The organism is Citrobacter sp. S-77, assembly GCF_963864895.1.
Classification (GTDB): Bacteria; Pseudomonadota; Gammaproteobacteria; order Enterobacterales; family Enterobacteriaceae; genus Citrobacter; species Citrobacter murliniae.
Map to the genome: position 1 here is coordinate 3,849,093 of NZ_CAWLWU010000002.1, position 16,156 is coordinate 3,865,248.

General features: G+C 50.9%; 15 protein-coding genes and 3 tRNA genes. 9 read left to right on the forward strand and 9 right to left on the reverse strand.

Annotated elements, in window-relative coordinates; genetic code table 11:
* Positions 1-49: 49 nt before the first annotated feature.
* The 3 genes from AACS05_RS18885 to AACS05_RS18895 all read right to left on the reverse strand — a co-directional run bounded on the left by AACS05_RS18885 (position 50) and on the right by AACS05_RS18895 (position 3,560).
* The gene (locus AACS05_RS18885) at positions 50-1,000 is read right to left on the reverse strand and encodes an ABC transporter substrate-binding protein (RefSeq protein WP_045446930.1); all 951 of its coding nucleotides are present in this window, start codon (positions 998-1,000) and stop codon (positions 50-52) included.
* Between the two features lie 73 nt (positions 1,001-1,073).
* Positions 1,074-2,057, reverse strand: coding sequence for an ABC transporter permease (locus tag AACS05_RS18890; RefSeq protein ID WP_045446933.1), 984 nt, complete (start codon positions 2,055-2,057; stop codon positions 1,074-1,076).
* A 3-nt stretch (positions 2,058-2,060) separates the two neighbouring features.
* Positions 2,061-3,560 carry a sugar ABC transporter ATP-binding protein gene (locus tag AACS05_RS18895; RefSeq protein WP_045446936.1) on the reverse strand — a complete coding sequence of 500 codons (1,500 nt, stop codon included), beginning with the start codon at positions 3,558-3,560 and terminating at the stop codon, positions 2,061-2,063.
* A 464-nt stretch (positions 3,561-4,024) separates the two neighbouring features.
* Here AACS05_RS18895 and fucI point away from each other — a divergent pair, with 464 nt between their 5' ends.
* The 4 genes from fucI (at position 4,025) to fucR (ending at position 8,551) form a co-directional block, all read left to right on the forward strand.
* The gene (gene fucI, locus AACS05_RS18900; protein ID WP_045446939.1) at positions 4,025-5,800 is read left to right on the forward strand and encodes an L-fucose isomerase; all 1,776 of its coding nucleotides are present in this window, start codon (positions 4,025-4,027) and stop codon (positions 5,798-5,800) included.
* Between the two features lie 118 nt (positions 5,801-5,918).
* The gene (fucK, locus tag AACS05_RS18905; RefSeq protein WP_045446941.1) at positions 5,919-7,337 is read left to right on the forward strand and encodes an L-fuculokinase; all 1,419 of its coding nucleotides are present in this window, start codon (positions 5,919-5,921) and stop codon (positions 7,335-7,337) included.
* A 1-nt stretch (position 7,338) separates the two neighbouring features.
* Positions 7,339-7,761, forward strand: coding sequence for an L-fucose mutarotase (gene fucU, locus AACS05_RS18910; RefSeq protein ID WP_045446943.1), 423 nt, complete (start codon positions 7,339-7,341; stop codon positions 7,759-7,761).
* 58 nt (positions 7,762-7,819) lie between these two features.
* Positions 7,820-8,551 carry an L-fucose operon activator gene (gene fucR / locus AACS05_RS18915; protein ID WP_045446944.1) on the forward strand — a complete coding sequence of 244 codons (732 nt, stop codon included), beginning with the start codon at positions 7,820-7,822 and terminating at the stop codon, positions 8,549-8,551.
* 35 nt (positions 8,552-8,586) lie between these two features.
* On the opposite strand, the gene rlmM is transcribed toward fucR, so the two are convergent.
* The 4 genes from rlmM to AACS05_RS18935 all read right to left on the reverse strand — a co-directional run bounded on the left by rlmM (position 8,587) and on the right by AACS05_RS18935 (position 11,602).
* A complete protein-coding gene (gene rlmM, locus AACS05_RS18920) occupies positions 8,587-9,687 on the reverse strand; it encodes a 23S rRNA (cytidine(2498)-2'-O)-methyltransferase RlmM (RefSeq protein ID WP_045446948.1) in 1,101 nt (366 codons plus the stop codon).
* Positions 9,680-10,075, reverse strand: coding sequence for a DUF423 domain-containing protein (locus AACS05_RS18925; RefSeq protein WP_045446951.1), 396 nt, complete (start codon positions 10,073-10,075; stop codon positions 9,680-9,682). The genes rlmM and AACS05_RS18925 overlap by 8 nt, the downstream gene beginning before the upstream one ends.
* 18 nt (positions 10,076-10,093) lie before the next feature.
* On the reverse strand, positions 10,094-11,011 hold the full coding sequence (gene gcvA / locus AACS05_RS18930; RefSeq protein ID WP_005130970.1) for a glycine cleavage system transcriptional regulator GcvA: 918 nt from the start codon (positions 11,009-11,011) through the stop codon (positions 10,094-10,096).
* Positions 11,012-11,374: 363 nt separating this feature from the next.
* Positions 11,375-11,602, reverse strand: coding sequence for a YgdI/YgdR family lipoprotein (locus AACS05_RS18935; RefSeq protein ID WP_045446955.1), 228 nt, complete (start codon positions 11,600-11,602; stop codon positions 11,375-11,377).
* Positions 11,603-11,793: 191 nt separating this feature from the next.
* Here AACS05_RS18935 and csdA point away from each other — a divergent pair, with 191 nt between their 5' ends.
* Positions 11,794-12,999, forward strand: coding sequence for a cysteine desulfurase CsdA (gene csdA, locus AACS05_RS18940; RefSeq protein ID WP_045446958.1), 1,206 nt, complete (start codon positions 11,794-11,796; stop codon positions 12,997-12,999).
* Positions 12,999-13,445 (forward strand): cysteine desulfurase sulfur acceptor subunit CsdE, encoded by a 447-nt coding sequence (gene csdE, locus AACS05_RS18945; protein ID WP_045446961.1) that lies wholly within the window; start codon positions 12,999-13,001, stop codon positions 13,443-13,445. Before csdA ends, csdE begins: the two co-directional genes overlap by 1 nt.
* Positions 13,446-13,490: 45 nt before the next feature.
* On the opposite strand, the gene tcdA is transcribed toward csdE, so the two are convergent.
* Positions 13,491-14,297 carry a tRNA cyclic N6-threonylcarbamoyladenosine(37) synthase TcdA gene (tcdA, locus tag AACS05_RS18950; RefSeq protein ID WP_045446964.1) on the reverse strand — a complete coding sequence of 269 codons (807 nt, stop codon included), beginning with the start codon at positions 14,295-14,297 and terminating at the stop codon, positions 13,491-13,493.
* A 129-nt stretch (positions 14,298-14,426) separates the two neighbouring features.
* On the reverse strand, positions 14,427-15,524 hold the full coding sequence (mltA, locus tag AACS05_RS18955; RefSeq protein WP_045446967.1) for a murein transglycosylase A: 1,098 nt from the start codon (positions 15,522-15,524) through the stop codon (positions 14,427-14,429).
* A 205-nt stretch (positions 15,525-15,729) separates the two neighbouring features.
* Here mltA and AACS05_RS18960 point away from each other — a divergent pair.
* The 3 genes from AACS05_RS18960 to AACS05_RS18970 all read left to right on the forward strand — a co-directional run bounded on the left by AACS05_RS18960 (position 15,730) and on the right by AACS05_RS18970 (position 16,131).
* Positions 15,730-15,806, forward strand: a tRNA-Met gene (locus AACS05_RS18960).
* A gap of 80 nt (positions 15,807-15,886) precedes the next feature.
* Positions 15,887-15,963 (forward strand) — tRNA-Met (locus AACS05_RS18965).
* A 91-nt stretch (positions 15,964-16,054) separates the two neighbouring features.
* A tRNA-Met gene (locus tag AACS05_RS18970) sits at positions 16,055-16,131 on the forward strand.
* Positions 16,132-16,156 lie beyond the last annotated feature (25 nt).

Sequence of the window (16,156 nt, forward strand, 5' to 3'; positions counted from 1 at the left end):
ACTCCCTGACGCTGGCTAAAAATGGGGCGAGAGTTTCGCCCCAACGGGCTTATTTCTTACCGAATGGGTGCAATAACTTCTCGATTTCCGGCGTGTTAATGTTCTTCGCGTTAACAAATTTCACGGGAATATCGATCTCTTTCGGTACGGACTGACCCGACACTGCGGCATTCAGCGTTTTGATACCCTGATAGCCAATCTGATAGGCATCCTGTACCACAAAGCCCTGGATAACTCCGGACTTCAGGAAGGCAATAATCGCCTCGGTACTGTCAAAGCCAATCACCTTCACTTTGCCTTTCAGGTTTTGACTATCAATAGCGTTAGCAACCCCCAAAGTTGAACCTTCATTGGTACCATAGATCCCTGCGATGTCAGGGTTCGCCTGAATCATATCGATGGTCTTATCCATCGCTTTTTGCGGATCGCCATCGCTGTACTGGACAGGGAGAACCTGGATATCCGGATACTTTTCCTTCATGCGGGCAATAAATCCTTCCGAGCGTTCAATCGCTGAAGAGGTGCCTGCCACATGCGCAATAATGCCGACTTTTCCTTTGTTACCCACCTCAGCAGCAAGCGCATCTGCCGCTTCTGCCCCCGCTTTACGGTTATTGGTTGCCACAAAGCTGGCAGGAATATCGGAATTCACGCCAGAGTCAAACGTCACGACCTTAATGCCACGTGAGTTGGCCGTTTCCACCAGCGGTGCGAGTGCATTGGCATCTAACGCCGCCAGCAACAGTCCATTAGGTTTTTGCGCCATTGCATTTTCAACTAACTGAATCTGCTCAGCAATTTGGGTTTCATCCGCCGGTCCGACATAGCTGGTTTTATCACCCAGCTCTTTCGCTGCCGCTTCTGTACCCATTTTCACGGTTTGCCAGAATTCATGCTGGAAACCTTTACTGACCACCGGAAGATTCATATCTTTAGCCAATGCGCTGGAGGTCATGCAGGCCAGCAGAGATAACGCATAGACAAAATGCCTGGTTTTCATTGTTGTACTCCGTTCTGAGTGAGTCACCCTAAACGTCAGGGTTATGATGCCCCGTGACTACCGGGAGCGTTAATCAACGAATTTTCTTGCGTAATGTATCGAGGTAAACCGCAGCGATAACCACGACACCCATTGCTACCATTTGCCAGAACTGAGAGACACCCATCAGGTTCAGACCATTTTTCAGTACACTCATAATGAATGCGCCGATGATAGTGCCACCGATAGTCCCAATCCCGCCCATCAGGCTCGTACCGCCAATCACAACCGCAGCTATCGCTTCCAGCTCATAACCCACACCGACCGTAGGTTGTCCTGAGTTCAGACGAGAAGCCAGAATGACCCCGGCAATCCCGGTCAGCAGACCGCAAAAGGCGTAGACGAAAATTTTGACGCGCTGGACTTTGATCCCGGAAAGATGTGCTGCAACTTCGTTACTGCCCACAGCGTAAACATAACGACCAATGACCGTTTTCTTCAGGATATAAGCGGCAATCAGCGCGACAACAACAAGGTAAAAAACAGGATAAGGCAGCACATCGAACAGGCGTCCCTGCGCCAGCATTTTGAACGTAGGGTAATCAGCAAAGTAAATCGCGCGACCGTCAGTCATCACCATGTTGATGCCCCTGACAGACATCATCAGTCCCAGCGTGGCGATAAATGGCGGTATCGTCATTTTGGTTACCAGTATCCCGTTGATATAACCGCATAATCCTCCGGCCAGAACACCTGCCAGGATACACACTGGCAACGGCAGGCCCAGCGTTGCGCATATCCCTACCGCTACCCCGGAAAAGGCGACGACAGACCCGAGAGAAAGATCGATCCCTGAGGTGATAATGACGAAGGTAACGCCAATTGCCATGATGCCAATCACCGAGGTTTGCAGGGCAATTGTCATAATGTTTTCAGTATTAAAGAAAAAAGGTGAGCCAAAGCTAAAAAATATCACCAGGATAATCAGGCTAAAAAGCGGCGCAAGGCGCATTAAAAGTTCTTTGTTAATTTTTATTTTCTTATTATTGCTGTCTGAAGAGGTTACAGAGATAGTCATAAATTAGTCCTCTAACGTCGCGTATTGCATGATTTTTTCTTGTGTGGCGTCATCAGAAGCTAACTCACCGGTAATACGGCCATTGCGCATAACTAAAATGCGATCGCACATACCCAGCACTTCCGGTAATTCAGAAGAAATCATGATAATTGATTTTCCTTTTGCCACCAGACGATTCATTAATTCATAAATTTCAAGTTTAGCCCCTACATCAATACCACGCGTGGGCTCATCAAAGATGAGAATATCAGTATCCTTACATACCCATCTGGCAATAATAATTTTCTGCTGATTACCGCCACTTAAATTCAACGCAGCCTGCTCAAGATGCGGCGTTTTAATTCGCAGAGTTTTTACCTGTTCCTGACTTATTTTCTGACAGCGTTTACTATCAACATTGCCATAGCGATCGGAATACTCCGGGTAATTGCCGAGCATAATATTACGCTCAACAGACAAGCCTAATGCCAGTCCTTCTTTTTTTCTGTCCTCGGTTAAATAGCTGATACCTTGCCTGATGGCGTCAGGGATATCTTTTACCACCGTCTCTTTGCCGCGCAGCTTAATCGTTCCACTATCTATTGGGTCAGCGCCGAAAATCGCACGCGCCAGTTCAGTACGACCTGCGCCCATCAGACCGGCAAAGCCTAAAATCTCCCCCTGGTGAAGGGTAAAGTTGATGTCGTTCAGTACACCTTTTCGTGTCAGGCCGCTCACCTCCAGCACTGGTTTGCGCTGGGGTTGTGGTTCGCGACGAGGATAGATATTGCCGAGATCACGGCCAACCATCATCGCGATCAGATCGCTGATTTTTACCGCATCATAATCAACGGTGGCGATAAACTGTCCATCCCGCATGACGGTGGCACGATCGGCAATCAGCGCCAGTTCCTCAAGCCGGTGAGAGATATAAACGATGCCAGTACCCTGTTCTTTAAGTAAACGGGTAACCTGAAATAAACTGTCGATCTCCGTTTCGGTTAGTGCAGCGGTCGGTTCATCCATAATTAGAACTTTGGCATTCACCGATATCGCTTTTGCAATCTCAACCATTTGTTGTTGCGCGACAGTGAGGTCGGCAACCAGAGTCTCTGGCGAGATATTCAGGTTTAATTTTTGCAAAATATCGATAGCAGCCTGGCGCTGTTGTTTTTCATCAAGGCGCCAACGGTTATTTTTGCAAAACTCCCTGCCAATAAATATATTCTCTTCAACCGTGAGTTCAGGAAAAAGATTAAATTCCTGGTGAATAATCGTGATCCCGGCTTTCTGGGCGCTCAATGGGTTCGCGAATGCAACGGGTTGGTCCTCGAAAACAATATCTCCCTCATCAGGTTGATAAACACCGGATAAAATTTTCATCAGGGTAGACTTTCCCGCGCCATTTTCCCCCAGCAGCGCATGAACCTCACCTTTGCGTAAAGCAAAATCCACATTACTCAACGCTAATACTCCGGGAAAACGTTTCGTAATATGACTCATCTGTAAAAATGTTTCGGACATTGCTGCTTTCCTCAATATACAGAAACTGCAGTCAGTGAATCAGGCGAAAACAGCGTTGTCAGGGAGCCATCGTCACCGTTGATGCGAATACTTCCTAAAGATCATATACGTTTTATCAAAAATGCTAACTCGAGTTAGCGATTTGCCTTTTAAAGCTATTTTAGCTGCCAAAAATAACCAAATCATTTGGTTTAAAATTGTGATGCCGGGCAGACAATTTATTCTATACCTCTGATTACAAATAAAATTATCTTAAATCAGTGATTTTGTTTATTTGACGCAGATCGAATTTTAACCACTTCTCGTGAAGCTTCTCACAGTTCCACAACAAAAAAGTTGTGCAAAAAACTCTCTAATACCTAAGCTAACTCGAGTTAGCAAAAATGAAAAATTCAGCCAACTGCGGCAGTGGTATCCAATATCCACTTCAGCTGCACGGCATAAAGTGAGATGAGGAACCTCGAATGAACAAAATCAGTTTACCGAAAATCGGTATTCGTCCGGTGATTGATGGGCGTCGCATGGGTGTACGTGAATCGCTCGAAGAACAAACCATGAACATGGCGAAAGCCACTGCCGCGCTTATCACAGAGAAACTTCGTCACGCCTGTGGCGCACAGATTGAATGTGTGATCGCAGACACCTGCATTGCCGGAATGGCTGAATCCGCCGCCTGTGAAGAAAAATTCAGCGGTCTGAACGTTGGTGTGACGATTACCGTTACCCCATGCTGGTGCTACGGTAGCGAAACCATCGACATGGATCCTATGCGTCCGAAAGCCATCTGGGGCTTCAACGGAACAGAACGTCCTGGCGCCGTTTACCTGGCGGCAGCTCTGGCTGCGCATAACCAAAAAGGTCTCCCCGCCTTCTCTATTTACGGCCATGATGTGCAGGATGCTGGTGACACCACTATCCCCACCGATGTAGAAGAAAAACTGCTACGTTTCACGCGGGCGGGCTTAGCCGTTGCCAGCATGAAGGGCAAAAGTTATCTGTCCGTAGGGGGTGTTTCGATGGGGATCGCAGGATCTATCGTCGATCATAACTTCTTCGAATCCTGGCTGGGAATGAAGGTTCAGCCTGTTGATATGACCGAATTACGTCGTCGCATTGACAAAAAAATCTATGACGAAGCTGAACTGGAAATCGCACTGACGTGGGCGGACAAAAACTTCCGCTACGGCGAAGATCAGAATGCGCAGCAATACAAGCGTAACGAGGAACAAAGCCGTGCGGTACTGAAAGAGAGTCTGCTGATGGCAATGTGCATCCGTGACATGATGCAAGGGAATAAGAAACTGGCAGAAAAAGGCCTTGTAGAAGAATCTCTGGGCTACAACGCTATTGCTGCTGGTTTCCAGGGGCAGCGCCACTGGACGGATCAATATCCAAACGGCGACACCGCCGAAGCGTTGCTGAACAGCTCATTCGACTGGAATGGTTTACGCCAGCCGTATGTTGTCGCCACCGAAAACGACAGTCTGAACGGTGTGGCGATGCTGTTTGGTCACCAACTCACCGGAACGGCGCAAGTCTTTGCCGATGTGCGCACCTACTGGTCACCCGAGGCGGTAGAGCGCGTAACTGGTAAACCGCTGACCGGTCTTGCTGAACACGGCATCATCCATCTGATTAACTCTGGATCTGCGGCACTGGACGGCTCCTGCAAACAGCGCGACAGCGAAGGCAAGCCAACCATGAAACCGCACTGGGAGATCTCGCAGCAAGAAGCAGATGATTGTCTGGCGGCTACCGAATGGTGTCCGGCAATCCACGAATACTTCCGTGGCGGCGGCTACTCTTCGCGCTTCCTGACCGAAGGCGGCGTGCCGTTCACCATGACTCGCATCAATATCATCAAAGGTCTGGGTCCGGTACTGCAAATCGCTGAAGGCTGGAGCGTGGAGTTGCCGAAGGATGTGCACGCGCAGCTTGATGAGCGCACCAACTCCACATGGCCGACAACCTGGTTTGCACCGCGCTTAACCGGAAAAGGCCCATTCACCGATGTCTATTCAGTGATGGCTAACTGGGGCGCTAACCATGGCGTACTGACGATTGGGCATGTTGGCGCAGACTTTATTACGCTTGCCGCCATGCTGCGTATCCCGGTTTGTATGCACAACGTGGAAGAAGAGAAAATTTACCGTCCTTCAGCCTGGGCAGCCCACGGTATGGATAGCGAAGGCCAGGACTATCGTGCCTGCCAAAACTACGGGCCGCTGTATAAGCGTTAAGAGTTCCATCCCCATAACGACAGGGTTCTCATACCCTAAGTCATTCAAGCGCAGGACAAAAACGCATTAGCATTTTTGTCCTGCAGTTTGAGGTATGACGGGTATGCCAGGAGCGATTATGAAACAAGACGTTATTTTGGTCCTCGACTGTGGTGCGACGAACGTGCGAGCCATAGCCGTTGACCGTCAGGGACAAATTATCGCCCGCGCCTCCACCCCCAATGCCAGTGATATTGCCGCTGAAAACAGTGTCTGGCATCAGTGGTCCCTTGATGCCATTCTGCAGCGCTTTGCCGACTGCTGCCAGCGACTCGCAACTGAACTCGCCTCCTGCCAGATCCGCGGGATTACGGTCACTACATTTGGTGTTGACGGCGCGCTGGTTGATGAGCATGGTGAGTTGCTTTATCCGGTGATCAGCTGGAAATGTCCGCGTACCGCCGCCGTCATGGCCAGTATCGATCGCCTGATATCACCACAGCAGTTGCAGGACATCTCCGGTGTCGGCGCTTTCAGCTTCAACACGCTGTACAAACTGGTGTGGCTCAAAGAGAACCACCCACGATTGCTGGAGCAGGCGCACGCCTGGCTTTTTATTTCATCGCTTATCAACCACCGCTTAACCGGCGAATTCACCACAGATATCACGATGGCGGGAACCAGCCAGATGTTGGAGATCCATCAGCGAGATTTCAGCCATGACATTCTGCAGGCAACTGGTATACCCCGCCGGCTTTTCCCACGCTTAGTCGAGGCAGGGGAACAGATCGGAACGCTGCAAAACGAAGCCGCAAAGCAGCTTGGGCTTCCGCCAGGTATTCCGGTTATTTCCGCCGGGCACGACACGCAGTTTGCGCTGTTTGGCGCAGGCGCGCAGCCGGATGAACCGGTGCTCTCTTCCGGCACATGGGAAATTCTGATGGTGCGCAGCGCACAAGTGAATACTCCCCTGCTCAGCCATTATTCAGGTTCCACCTGCGAGCTGGACAGTCAGAACGGACTGTACAACCCCGGTATGCAATGGTTGGCTTCCGGCGTGCTCGAGTGGGTGCGTAAACTGCTGTGGACGGCAGAAACGCCCTGGCAAACGCTGATAAGTGAGGCGCAAGCTATTCCAACAGGTGCTGAAGGCGTAAAGATGCAGTGCGATTTGCTCACCAACGCTAACGCAGGCTGGCAGGGTGTCACATTGAACAGCACTCGCGGACATTTTTACCGTGCAGCACTGGAGGGATTAACGGTACAGCTCCAGCAAAATCTACACACGCTGGAAACTATCAGCCACTTCAAGGCGACGGAGCTGCTGTTAGTTGGCGGAGGAAGTCGCAACGCGCTGTGGAATCAGATAAAAGCCAACGTACTCGGGATCCCCGTCAAGGTACTGGATGACGCCGAAACTACCGTCGCCGGAGCTGCAATGTTTGGCTGGTCAGGTATTGGTGAGTTTGCTACCCCGGAACAGGCCCGCGCACAGGTGCGCTACCGATATCGCTACTTCTATCCCCAAACCGAATCCGAACTCACAGGAGTCGAGTGAAATGCTTAAAACGATTTCCCCCTTAATTTCCCCTGACCTGCTGAAAGTGCTGGCGGAAATGGGACATGGCGATGAGATAATTTTCTCCGATGCCCACTTTCCGGCACACAGCATGGGACCACAGGTTATCCGTGCCGATGGTTTGCAGGTCAGCGATCTGTTGCAGGCCATTATTCCGTTGTTTGAGCTGGACAGCTACGCCCCACCGTTGGTGATGATGGCCGCCGTAGAAGGAGATTCTCTCGATCCGAACGTTGAAAGGCGTTACCGCGATGCGCTCTCTTTAACGACTTCCGGACCGGATATTACCCGCATCGATCGCTATGCATTCTATGAACGGGCGCAAAAAGCGTTTGCGATCGTCATTACCGGAGAGCAGGCAAAATACGGAAATATTCTTTTGAAAAAAGGGGTAACGCCGTAATCTCTGGTCAGAATGCCCGTCAGATACGGGCATTCATCAAATGATGAGGATCAGAACAGTGAAAGCGGCACGCCAGCAAGCAATAACAGACCTGCTAATTACCCATAAAAACCTGACAACCGAAGCCTTATCTTTACAACTTAACGTCAGCAAAGAGACTATTCGCCGCGATCTCAATGAACTACAAATGCAAGGGAAAGTGCTGCGCAACCACGGACGTGCCAGGATAATTCATCAGGAAAATCAGGACAGCGGCGAACCGTTTCATATTCGACGTAAAAGCCATTATGCGCATAAAGCGGATGTTGCCAGGGACGCATTGGCATGGATAGAGGAAGGAATGGTAATCGCTTTAGATGCCAGTTCCACCTGCTGGTATCTTGCCCGCCAGTTACCGGACATCAACATACATGTGTTTACTAATAGCCAGCCAATTTGTCAGGAACTGGGCAAACGTGAACATATTCAGCTCATCTGCTCAGGTGGACGACTCGAGCGCAAAGATGGCTGCTACATTAATCCGTCGCTCATCTCGCAGTTGAAACCTCTCGACATCGATCTGTTTATTTTTTCCTGCGCGGGGATCGACAGTAACGGCACTCTCTGGGACTCGACGGCTACTAACGCTGAATTTAAATCCATTCTGCTCAAACGGGCATCACAGTCATTGTTGTTGATCGATAAAAGTAAGTTGCATCGTTCTGGCAAGGCCCGGATCGGGCATCTGGAGGAGGTGACGCATGTGATTTCGGATGAACAGCAAACTGACGGTGTTCTGCCACAGGCCTGATAAGCGCATGCGCCATCAGGCCTGCAGGGAGATCTTTATCGCTCGTCGCGACGACCGCCGACAGCGGCCCACAGACGACGCACGTGCACGGTCACTTCTTCGCGGTCATGATACAGCTGACGTGCCTGAATCTGCGCATTGATGTTATGTTCATCCAACTGCGCCTGGATATAGGCCAGGTTTTGCGACACTTCTTCGTAGCGCTTTTTCATCGGCAACTTGAGATTGAAAATCGTCTCACGGCACCAGCCATTAACCAACCATTGCGCCATCAACGCGGCAACTTTCGCAGGCTTCTCCACCATATCGCAGACCATCCACGAGATGTTGTTGCGATTCGGACGGTATTTAAATCCGTCTTCACGCAACCAGGTCACCTGTCCGGTATCCATCAGGCTTTGCGCCATCGGACCGTTATCCACGGAGTAAACCCACATATTGCGTTTGACCAGCTGATAGGTCCAACCGCCGGGGCAAGCCCCTAAATCCACCGCATACATTCCATTTGCCAGACGCTCATCCCACTCATCGGCAGGAATAAAAACATGCAGCGCTTCTTCGAGCTTCAGTGTTGAACGGCTCGGGGCATCGGCCGGGAACTTCAAACGCGGGATGCCCATGTAAAACGGTGAATTATTGTCAGGCCAGGAATAACCGGTGTAACAACAACCTGGTGCGATAAAGAAAACATGGACTACCGGGCGCTTTGGCGTCTCGTATTTTGCCAGCACGCCCGCTTCACGCAGCGCCGCGCGCAGCGGCACGGTAAATTTGCGGCAAAACTTAACCAGCTCTTTGCTTTCATTAGTGTCTGCGACTTCGACGCGCAGGTCACCACCTTTCTCTACAACGCCCTGCAACATACCGACAATCGGCGTAATGCGATCTTCCGGCGGCAAATATTGCAGCAATTCACCGACGACAAACATTTGACGGGCAAAAATCAGCGAACTGAACGGCAGCTCTTTGACCAACTTTTCAGCATCACCCTGCTGATAGCACTCATAAATGACGTAACCCGCATTGTCTTTCACGCGAGCAAAGCCAAACACTTCCCGACGAGTTGCTTTATCCGTAATTTCTGCGGCGCACTCTTTTTCAAAACCTGGGCGACACAACAATACAACCTTATTCATGGCTAACGCCCTTACGTTTCAATCGAATAGCACCAACTAACATCAGAACCCAACCTGCCAGGAAGCTGAAGCCACCAACAGGGGTAACAAACGCCCACAGGCGTAGATGAGACAGCGCGAGGCAATACAGGCTGCCGCTGAACAGCACCGTGCCTAATGCCATAAACACGCTACTCCAGTAAAACCAAATGCTAATACGTCGCTGCATAGCGACCGCCAAGCCAAAGATGGCCAGCGTATGGAACGCCTGATACTCAAGGCCCGTCTGGATCCACCCCATTTCAACGACGCCAAGGGTTTTACTCAGAACATGTGCCCCAAAGGCGCCCAGTGCCACAAAAATAAAGCCACTTACGGCGGCAAAAATCAGCATAAAACGGCTGGTCATGTTAATACCCTAAGTAAATTATTGTTCATAACGAAAGCGGAATTTTTCTTGTTCAGTGGCCGCTTTTGCCAGTATCCACTGACGGAAGGCGGCTATTTTACCCAGTTCTGCCTGACTGTCATGACAAACCAGATAAAATGCGTTCTTGCTGACCAGAACATCATTAAAGGGACAGACCAAACGCCCGGCTTCAATTTCAGACTGCGCCATAACGTTATTGGCCAGCGCCACTCCCTGTCCATGAATAGCAGCCTGAAGCACCATGGCACTATGGCTGAAGATAGGTCCCTGCTGTACGTTGATATGATTCAGGCCAAGCTGGCGCGTATAGGCTTGCCAGTCACGCCGCGAAGCATCGTGCAATAAAGTGTGTTTTGCCAAATCCTCTGGCGTCTTCAACGGTTTATCGCCAGTGAGCAACAGAGGCGAACAGACTGGCAATAAATATTCTGCGTACAATTTTTCCACACGCAGGCCAGGCCAGTTACCGCGCCCATAAAAAATAGCGACATCAACATCGTCAGCCAGTTTGTCTTCCTGGCGGTCTACCGCCTGGATCCTGACATCGATTCCCGGATAAGCTGAGTTAAAGCTAGAGAGTCTTGGCACCAGCCATTGAATTGCAAAACTGGGCAATAAACTCACGGTGAGCGCGCCTTTTGCACTGCGTGCCTGAAGTTTACGCGTCGCATCGGTTAATTGCGAAAAAATCTCTTTGATGTCGAGGAAATAGCTTTGACCTTCTTCCGTCAACAAGAGAGATCGATTGCGTCGACGAAACAGCTTAAGGCCCAAGAAATCCTCAAGTGACTTGATTTGATGACTTACTGCGGCCTGCGTCACAAAAAGCTCTTCGGCTGCGCGAGTAAAACTCAAATGACGCGCCGCAGCATCAAAAACACGTAACGCATTTAAGGGTGGTAATCGTTTTGACATGACTTTTTAGGCTTTGATGTTAAAAGAATTTAACAGTTACATAACAGCCTGTAACCTATTAGTTTTTTTAATCTGAGCCATTATAAATTGTCCGTTGAGGTTCTACCAGCAAATACCTATAGTGGCGGCACTTCCTGAAGCCGGAACGAAAAGTTTTATCGGAATGCGTGTTCTGGTGGGCTTTTGGCTTACGGTTGTGATGTTGTGTTGTTGTGTTTGCAATTGGTCTGCGATTCAGACCATGGTAGCAAAGCTACCCTTTTTCACTTCCTGTACATTTACCCTGTCTGTCCATAGTGATTAATGTAGCACCGCCAAATTGCGGTGCTTTTTTTTGTCCGAGTTTCTGTCGATGACGACCGGCTATTTCTCCAGTTCCACCATCTCTTTCACATCGGTACGGTTAATCTGCTGTTTGTTGCCATTAGCGTCCTTGTAGGAAATCATTCCCGTCTCATTATCGGTCTTTGGCTTACCGTCAGACACGATCGACCGACCATCATTGGTGTGCATCACGTAATTCGAACCAGAACAGGCGCTCAGGGCAAAAGTCAGCATACATGCAGAGATAATTGCGGCAGTCTTTTTCATATTCTTCTCCTTAAAGCGATTTATGCTAAATAAAACGAATTCCATAACAGGCAAAAATACTCACCTAACACTATTTAGCATAAGCCACTGTTCTGACTTTACCAGGATATCCAGAGGATTCTGATAGTTAGCCTCCCCTTGTGTCTGCGCTCTTTTTGCGCCACGATCGGTTTATTGAACTGAGGAATACCATGAACGCTTTTAACCCCGCGCAGTTTCGCGCACAGTTTCCCGCTCTCAGCGATGCTGGCGTCTATCTCGATAGCGCCGCAACAGCGTTGAAACCACAGGCTGTGATTGATGCCACTCACCAGTTTTATAGCCTGAGCGCCGGTAATGTCCATCGCAGCCAATTTGCCGAAGCCCAGCGGCTGACCGCCCGCTATGAAGCCGCACGGGAGAAGGCCGCCCGCCTGATCAATGCACCGGATGATAAATCCATCGTCTGGACCCGCGGTACGACAGAGGCTATCAACATGGTGGCCCAAAGCTACGCACGCCCGTGCTTACAAAGAGGCGATGAGATTATCGTCAGCGTGGCGGAACACCATGCCAACCTCGTTCCCTGGCTGATGGTGGCGGAACAAACGGGGGCAAAAGTCATCAGACTCCCTCTCAACGCCCATTTACTGCCGGACGTGGAACGCTTACCAGAACTCATCACACCACGCAGCCGCATACTGGCGCTCGGGCAGATGTCTAACGTAACTGGCGGCTGTCCGGACCTGGTTCGCGCCATTTCGCTCGCCCACGCTGCGGGTATGGTGGTGATGGTTGATGGCGCCCAGGGCGTTGTACATTTCCCCGCAGACGTGCAGCAGTTGGATATTGATTTCTATGCTTTTTCTGGTCACAAGCTGTACGGGCCGACCGGGATCGGCGTTTTGTATGGTAAGCCAGAGTTGCTGGATGCCATGTCTCCCTGGCTCGGCGGCGGCAAGATGATTAATGAAGTCAGTTTTGCGGGGTTTACCACCCAGGCGGTTCCCTGGAAACTGGAGGCAGGTACGCCTAACGTTGCGGGTGTTATTGGCCTGAGCGCTGCGCTGGAATGGCTGGCGGATGTCGACATCGTGCAAGCAGAAAGCTGGAGCCGTGGTCTGGCTACACTGGCAGAAGAGGCACTGGCGAAGCGCCCGGGATTCCGTTCTTTCCGCTGCCAGGACTCCAGCCTGTTGGCCTTCGATTTTGCCGGTGTTCACCACAGCGACATGGTGACACTGCTGGCCGAATATGGCATCGCGCTTCGCGCAGGACAACACTGTGCGCAACCGCTGCTGGCAGAACTTGGTGTATCAGGGACGCTGCGCGCCTCATTTGCACCTTATAATAGCCAAAGTGATGTGGATGCGTTGGTGACGGCGGTTGACCGCGCGCTGGAAATATTGGTGGATTAATGACAAACCCTCTGTTCGCCGAACATCCGTTTGGCACAACCGTGACCGAAGAGACTTTACGAGCTATCTTTGTCCCACTTACTCAGTGGGAAGATAAATATCGCCAGCTTATCCTGCTGGGGAAGCAACTACCGCCACTCCCGGAGCCATTAAAGGCCCAGGCAAAAGAGATCGCGGGATGCGAAAACCGCGTCTGGCTGGGGTATGCCGTACATGAGAATGGCACTATGCACTTTTTCGGCGACAGCGAAGGCCGTATCGTGCGCGGTTTGCTGGCAGTGCTGCTCACCGCGGTAGAAGGTAAAACCGCCGCCGAATTACTGACACGTTCGCCAATGGATTTTTTTGATGAATTAGGTTTACGCGCCCAGCTCAGCGCTTCGCGTAGCCAGGGACTGAATGCCCTTAACGCGGCGATTCTTGCAGCAGCGCAGCTGGTTGTATAGCTGTTTTGCCGGATAAGCGCTGGTGCCCCATCCGGCAAACAATCATTAAGTCTGACGCGCCGCCTTCGCCATCATCTTCTTCAACGCATGTGACACCGCGACAAAGCCAAATGTCGCTGTCACCATCGTCGCAGCGCCAAAACCAGATGCACAATCCATACGCTTCGGCCCTTCTGCCGTCGCCTTCATCGCACACACTGAACCATCAGCCTGCGGATAGACCAGCGCCTCGGTCGAGAACACACAGTCCACACCCAGCTTGCCTTTGCTGTTTTTAACCACGCCAAAGTCACTTTTTAGCCGCTCACGTAGCTTCGCCGCCAACGGATCCTGAATAGTTTTGGCTAAATCAACGACCTGAATCTGCGTAGGGTCAATCTGCCCACCCGCACCACCGGTGGTGACCAGCGGAATTTTATTGCGACGGCAGTACGCGATCAGCGCTGCCTTCGGGCGTACACTGTCGATAGCATCAATAACATACGAAAAGCCCGCGTTCATATACTCTGCAACGTTATCCGGCGTGACAAAGTCATCGACCACACTGACCCGACACTCGGGATTAATCTGCCGTATACGTTCAGCCATCACCTCAGCCTTCGCCTGGCCCACGTTATCACGCAGAGCATGGATCTGCCGGTTAGTATTGGTAACGCACACATCATCCATATCGATGAGCGTAATTGCGCCAATTCCGGTACGCGCCAGCGCTTCCGCCGCCCACGATCCCACGCCGCCAATCCCGACCACACACACGTGCGATCCGGCGAACAGGTGCAGCGCATTTTCGCCATACAGACGCGCTGTGCCGCCAAAACGCTGACGCCAGGCATCACTTATCACAACAGACATACGACCTCAGAACAGAAAATTCAAAGAGCGGTGATCGCCACTCACTATAGTGGCGACAACACCGTTCTTGCGCCGAATGGCGCTTCGCTTATCCAGCCTGCTCGAAAAATGGCAGGTCTGATAAGGCTATTAACCGCTAAATACGTTACCCGCTCCGGCGCCACTTTTCAGCACCCAAACACGACCGTAGTGATTATACCAGCCCGCACGATGCCCTGCGTCTGCACCAATACCCTGATAGATATCGAAGTGCTGGCCTTTGATCGCTCCACCGACATCTAATGCCACCATCAGACGCAGTTCATACTGACCGGTAAATTTCCCGTTATTGTCCAGCAGCGGCACTTCTGCCAGTAACGTCGTGCCCGCAGGAATAATACTACGGTCAGAAGCAACGGAGGCCCTGCCAATCAGCGGCACTGCGCTAGCCCCTTTTACCGGGGCAAAAGATTGTGGTTTAAAGAAGACGAACGACGGATTCTGTTCCAGCAGTTCACGCACTTCAGCTTCGCTGTGCGTTTCACCCCAGTGACGGATCGCCTGCATCGACATATCTTCTTTCTTCACTTCGCCACGATCGATCAGCACTTTACCAATACTGCGATAAGCATGGCCGTTTTTGCCGGCATAGCTAAAGAAGTTAAGCGGGCTGCCATCACCGAAGTCGATGTAGCCACTGCCCTGAACATCCATAATGAAGTTATCCATCAGGGAGTTGCTGTATGCCAGGATATAGTTTTCACTCAACGCACCTGCGTAGATTTCAGCGCGGGAAGGTAAACGCCCACGCTTTGGCGGCATACGATAGATAGGGTATTGAAATTCCCCCTGACGCGTGTGCCGCGCCTGGATTACCGGCGTGTAATAACCAGTGAACTGAACGTTGCCATAGTTATCAGCCCCTTCCATCTGCCAGGCATCAATACCAAACTGGCGCATATTGCGCGTATCGCCACCTGCACGCAGCCACTCCTGGATAGCGTTGTAGACATTGCTTTGGTTGCCATACAAACGCGGAGAGGCGTTGCGGATCTGATTTACCTGCTCGGCGAAATCACCGGCATTGATTGGCGCGCCAACCGCATCAGGTTGGTTCACCAGTGAGAAAGGCTGGGTAAATTTCCCGTCTTTATACTGCTGTCCACGATCGGTGGGTTTAGAGGAACACGCAGCGAGCATCGCGACTACGGCCCCCGCCAGAAGATATTTTGCCCAACGTCCTTTCATTATTCTCGTCTTAAGTTGCCTGAATGCGAGATGAAGATAACAAACCCCCGAACCTAATGAAATGCGAATGCATACCCCATCGCAAATTTTGCGCAAAAAATAAACCGAAATGCTTTGTTTTTGTTCATTTTCATCCTTAAACCGTGATCAAGGTGAAAAAAGGGTTGCATGAAAACGTTAGCAGAGTATAGTGCGCATCCACGGACGCGGGGTGGAGCAGCCTGGTAGCTCGTCGGGCTCATAACCCGAAGGTCGTCAGTTCAAATCTGGCCCCCGCAACCAATTAAAATCAGAAGCAGTAATATTTCTGTTAAGCAGTTCGAATCACACATGTGATTTGAAATACGCAGCAGAAAGACGGACGCGGGGTGGAGCAGCCTGGTAGCTCGTCGGGCTCATAACCCGAAGGTCGTCGGTTCAAATCCGGCCCCCGCAACCAATTAAAATCTGATGTGTGATATTTTTGCAAGGTAGTTCGAATCACAACAAAGCCAACGCAGATGTGGTTTGAATACTAAGCAAAAGACGGACGCGGGGTGGAGCAGCTTGGTAGCTCGTCGGGCTCATAACCCGAAGGTCGTCGGTTCAAATCCGGCCCCCGCAACCAATACATTGAACACCCTGACGGGTGT

Coding starts and splice junctions, on each gene's coding strand:
- AACS05_RS18885 (WP_045446930.1), bottom strand. CDS start 1,000: ATGAAAACCAGGCATTTTGTCTATGCGTTATCTCTGCTGGCCTGCATG.
- AACS05_RS18890 (WP_045446933.1), bottom strand. CDS start 2,057: ATGACTATCTCTGTAACCTCTTCAGACAGCAATAATAAGAAAATAAAA.
- AACS05_RS18895 (WP_045446936.1), bottom strand. CDS start 3,560: ATGTCCGAAACATTTTTACAGATGAGTCATATTACGAAACGTTTTCCC.
- fucI (WP_045446939.1), top strand. CDS start 4,025: ATGAACAAAATCAGTTTACCGAAAATCGGTATTCGTCCGGTGATTGAT.
- fucK (WP_045446941.1), top strand. CDS start 5,919: ATGAAACAAGACGTTATTTTGGTCCTCGACTGTGGTGCGACGAACGTG.
- fucU (WP_045446943.1), top strand. CDS start 7,339: ATGCTTAAAACGATTTCCCCCTTAATTTCCCCTGACCTGCTGAAAGTG.
- rlmM (WP_045446948.1), bottom strand. CDS start 9,687: ATGAATAAGGTTGTATTGTTGTGTCGCCCAGGTTTTGAAAAAGAGTGC.
- AACS05_RS18925 (WP_045446951.1), bottom strand. CDS start 10,075: ATGACCAGCCGTTTTATGCTGATTTTTGCCGCCGTAAGTGGCTTTATT.
- gcvA (WP_005130970.1), bottom strand. CDS start 11,011: ATGTCAAAACGATTACCACCCTTAAATGCGTTACGTGTTTTTGATGCT.
- AACS05_RS18935 (WP_045446955.1), bottom strand. CDS start 11,602: ATGAAAAAGACTGCCGCAATTATCTCTGCATGTATGCTGACTTTTGCC.
- csdA (WP_045446958.1), top strand. CDS start 11,794: ATGAACGCTTTTAACCCCGCGCAGTTTCGCGCACAGTTTCCCGCTCTC.
- csdE (WP_045446961.1), top strand. CDS start 12,999: ATGACAAACCCTCTGTTCGCCGAACATCCGTTTGGCACAACCGTGACC.
- tcdA (WP_045446964.1), bottom strand. CDS start 14,297: ATGTCTGTTGTGATAAGTGATGCCTGGCGTCAGCGTTTTGGCGGCACA.
- mltA (WP_045446967.1), bottom strand. CDS start 15,524: ATGAAAGGACGTTGGGCAAAATATCTTCTGGCGGGGGCCGTAGTCGCG.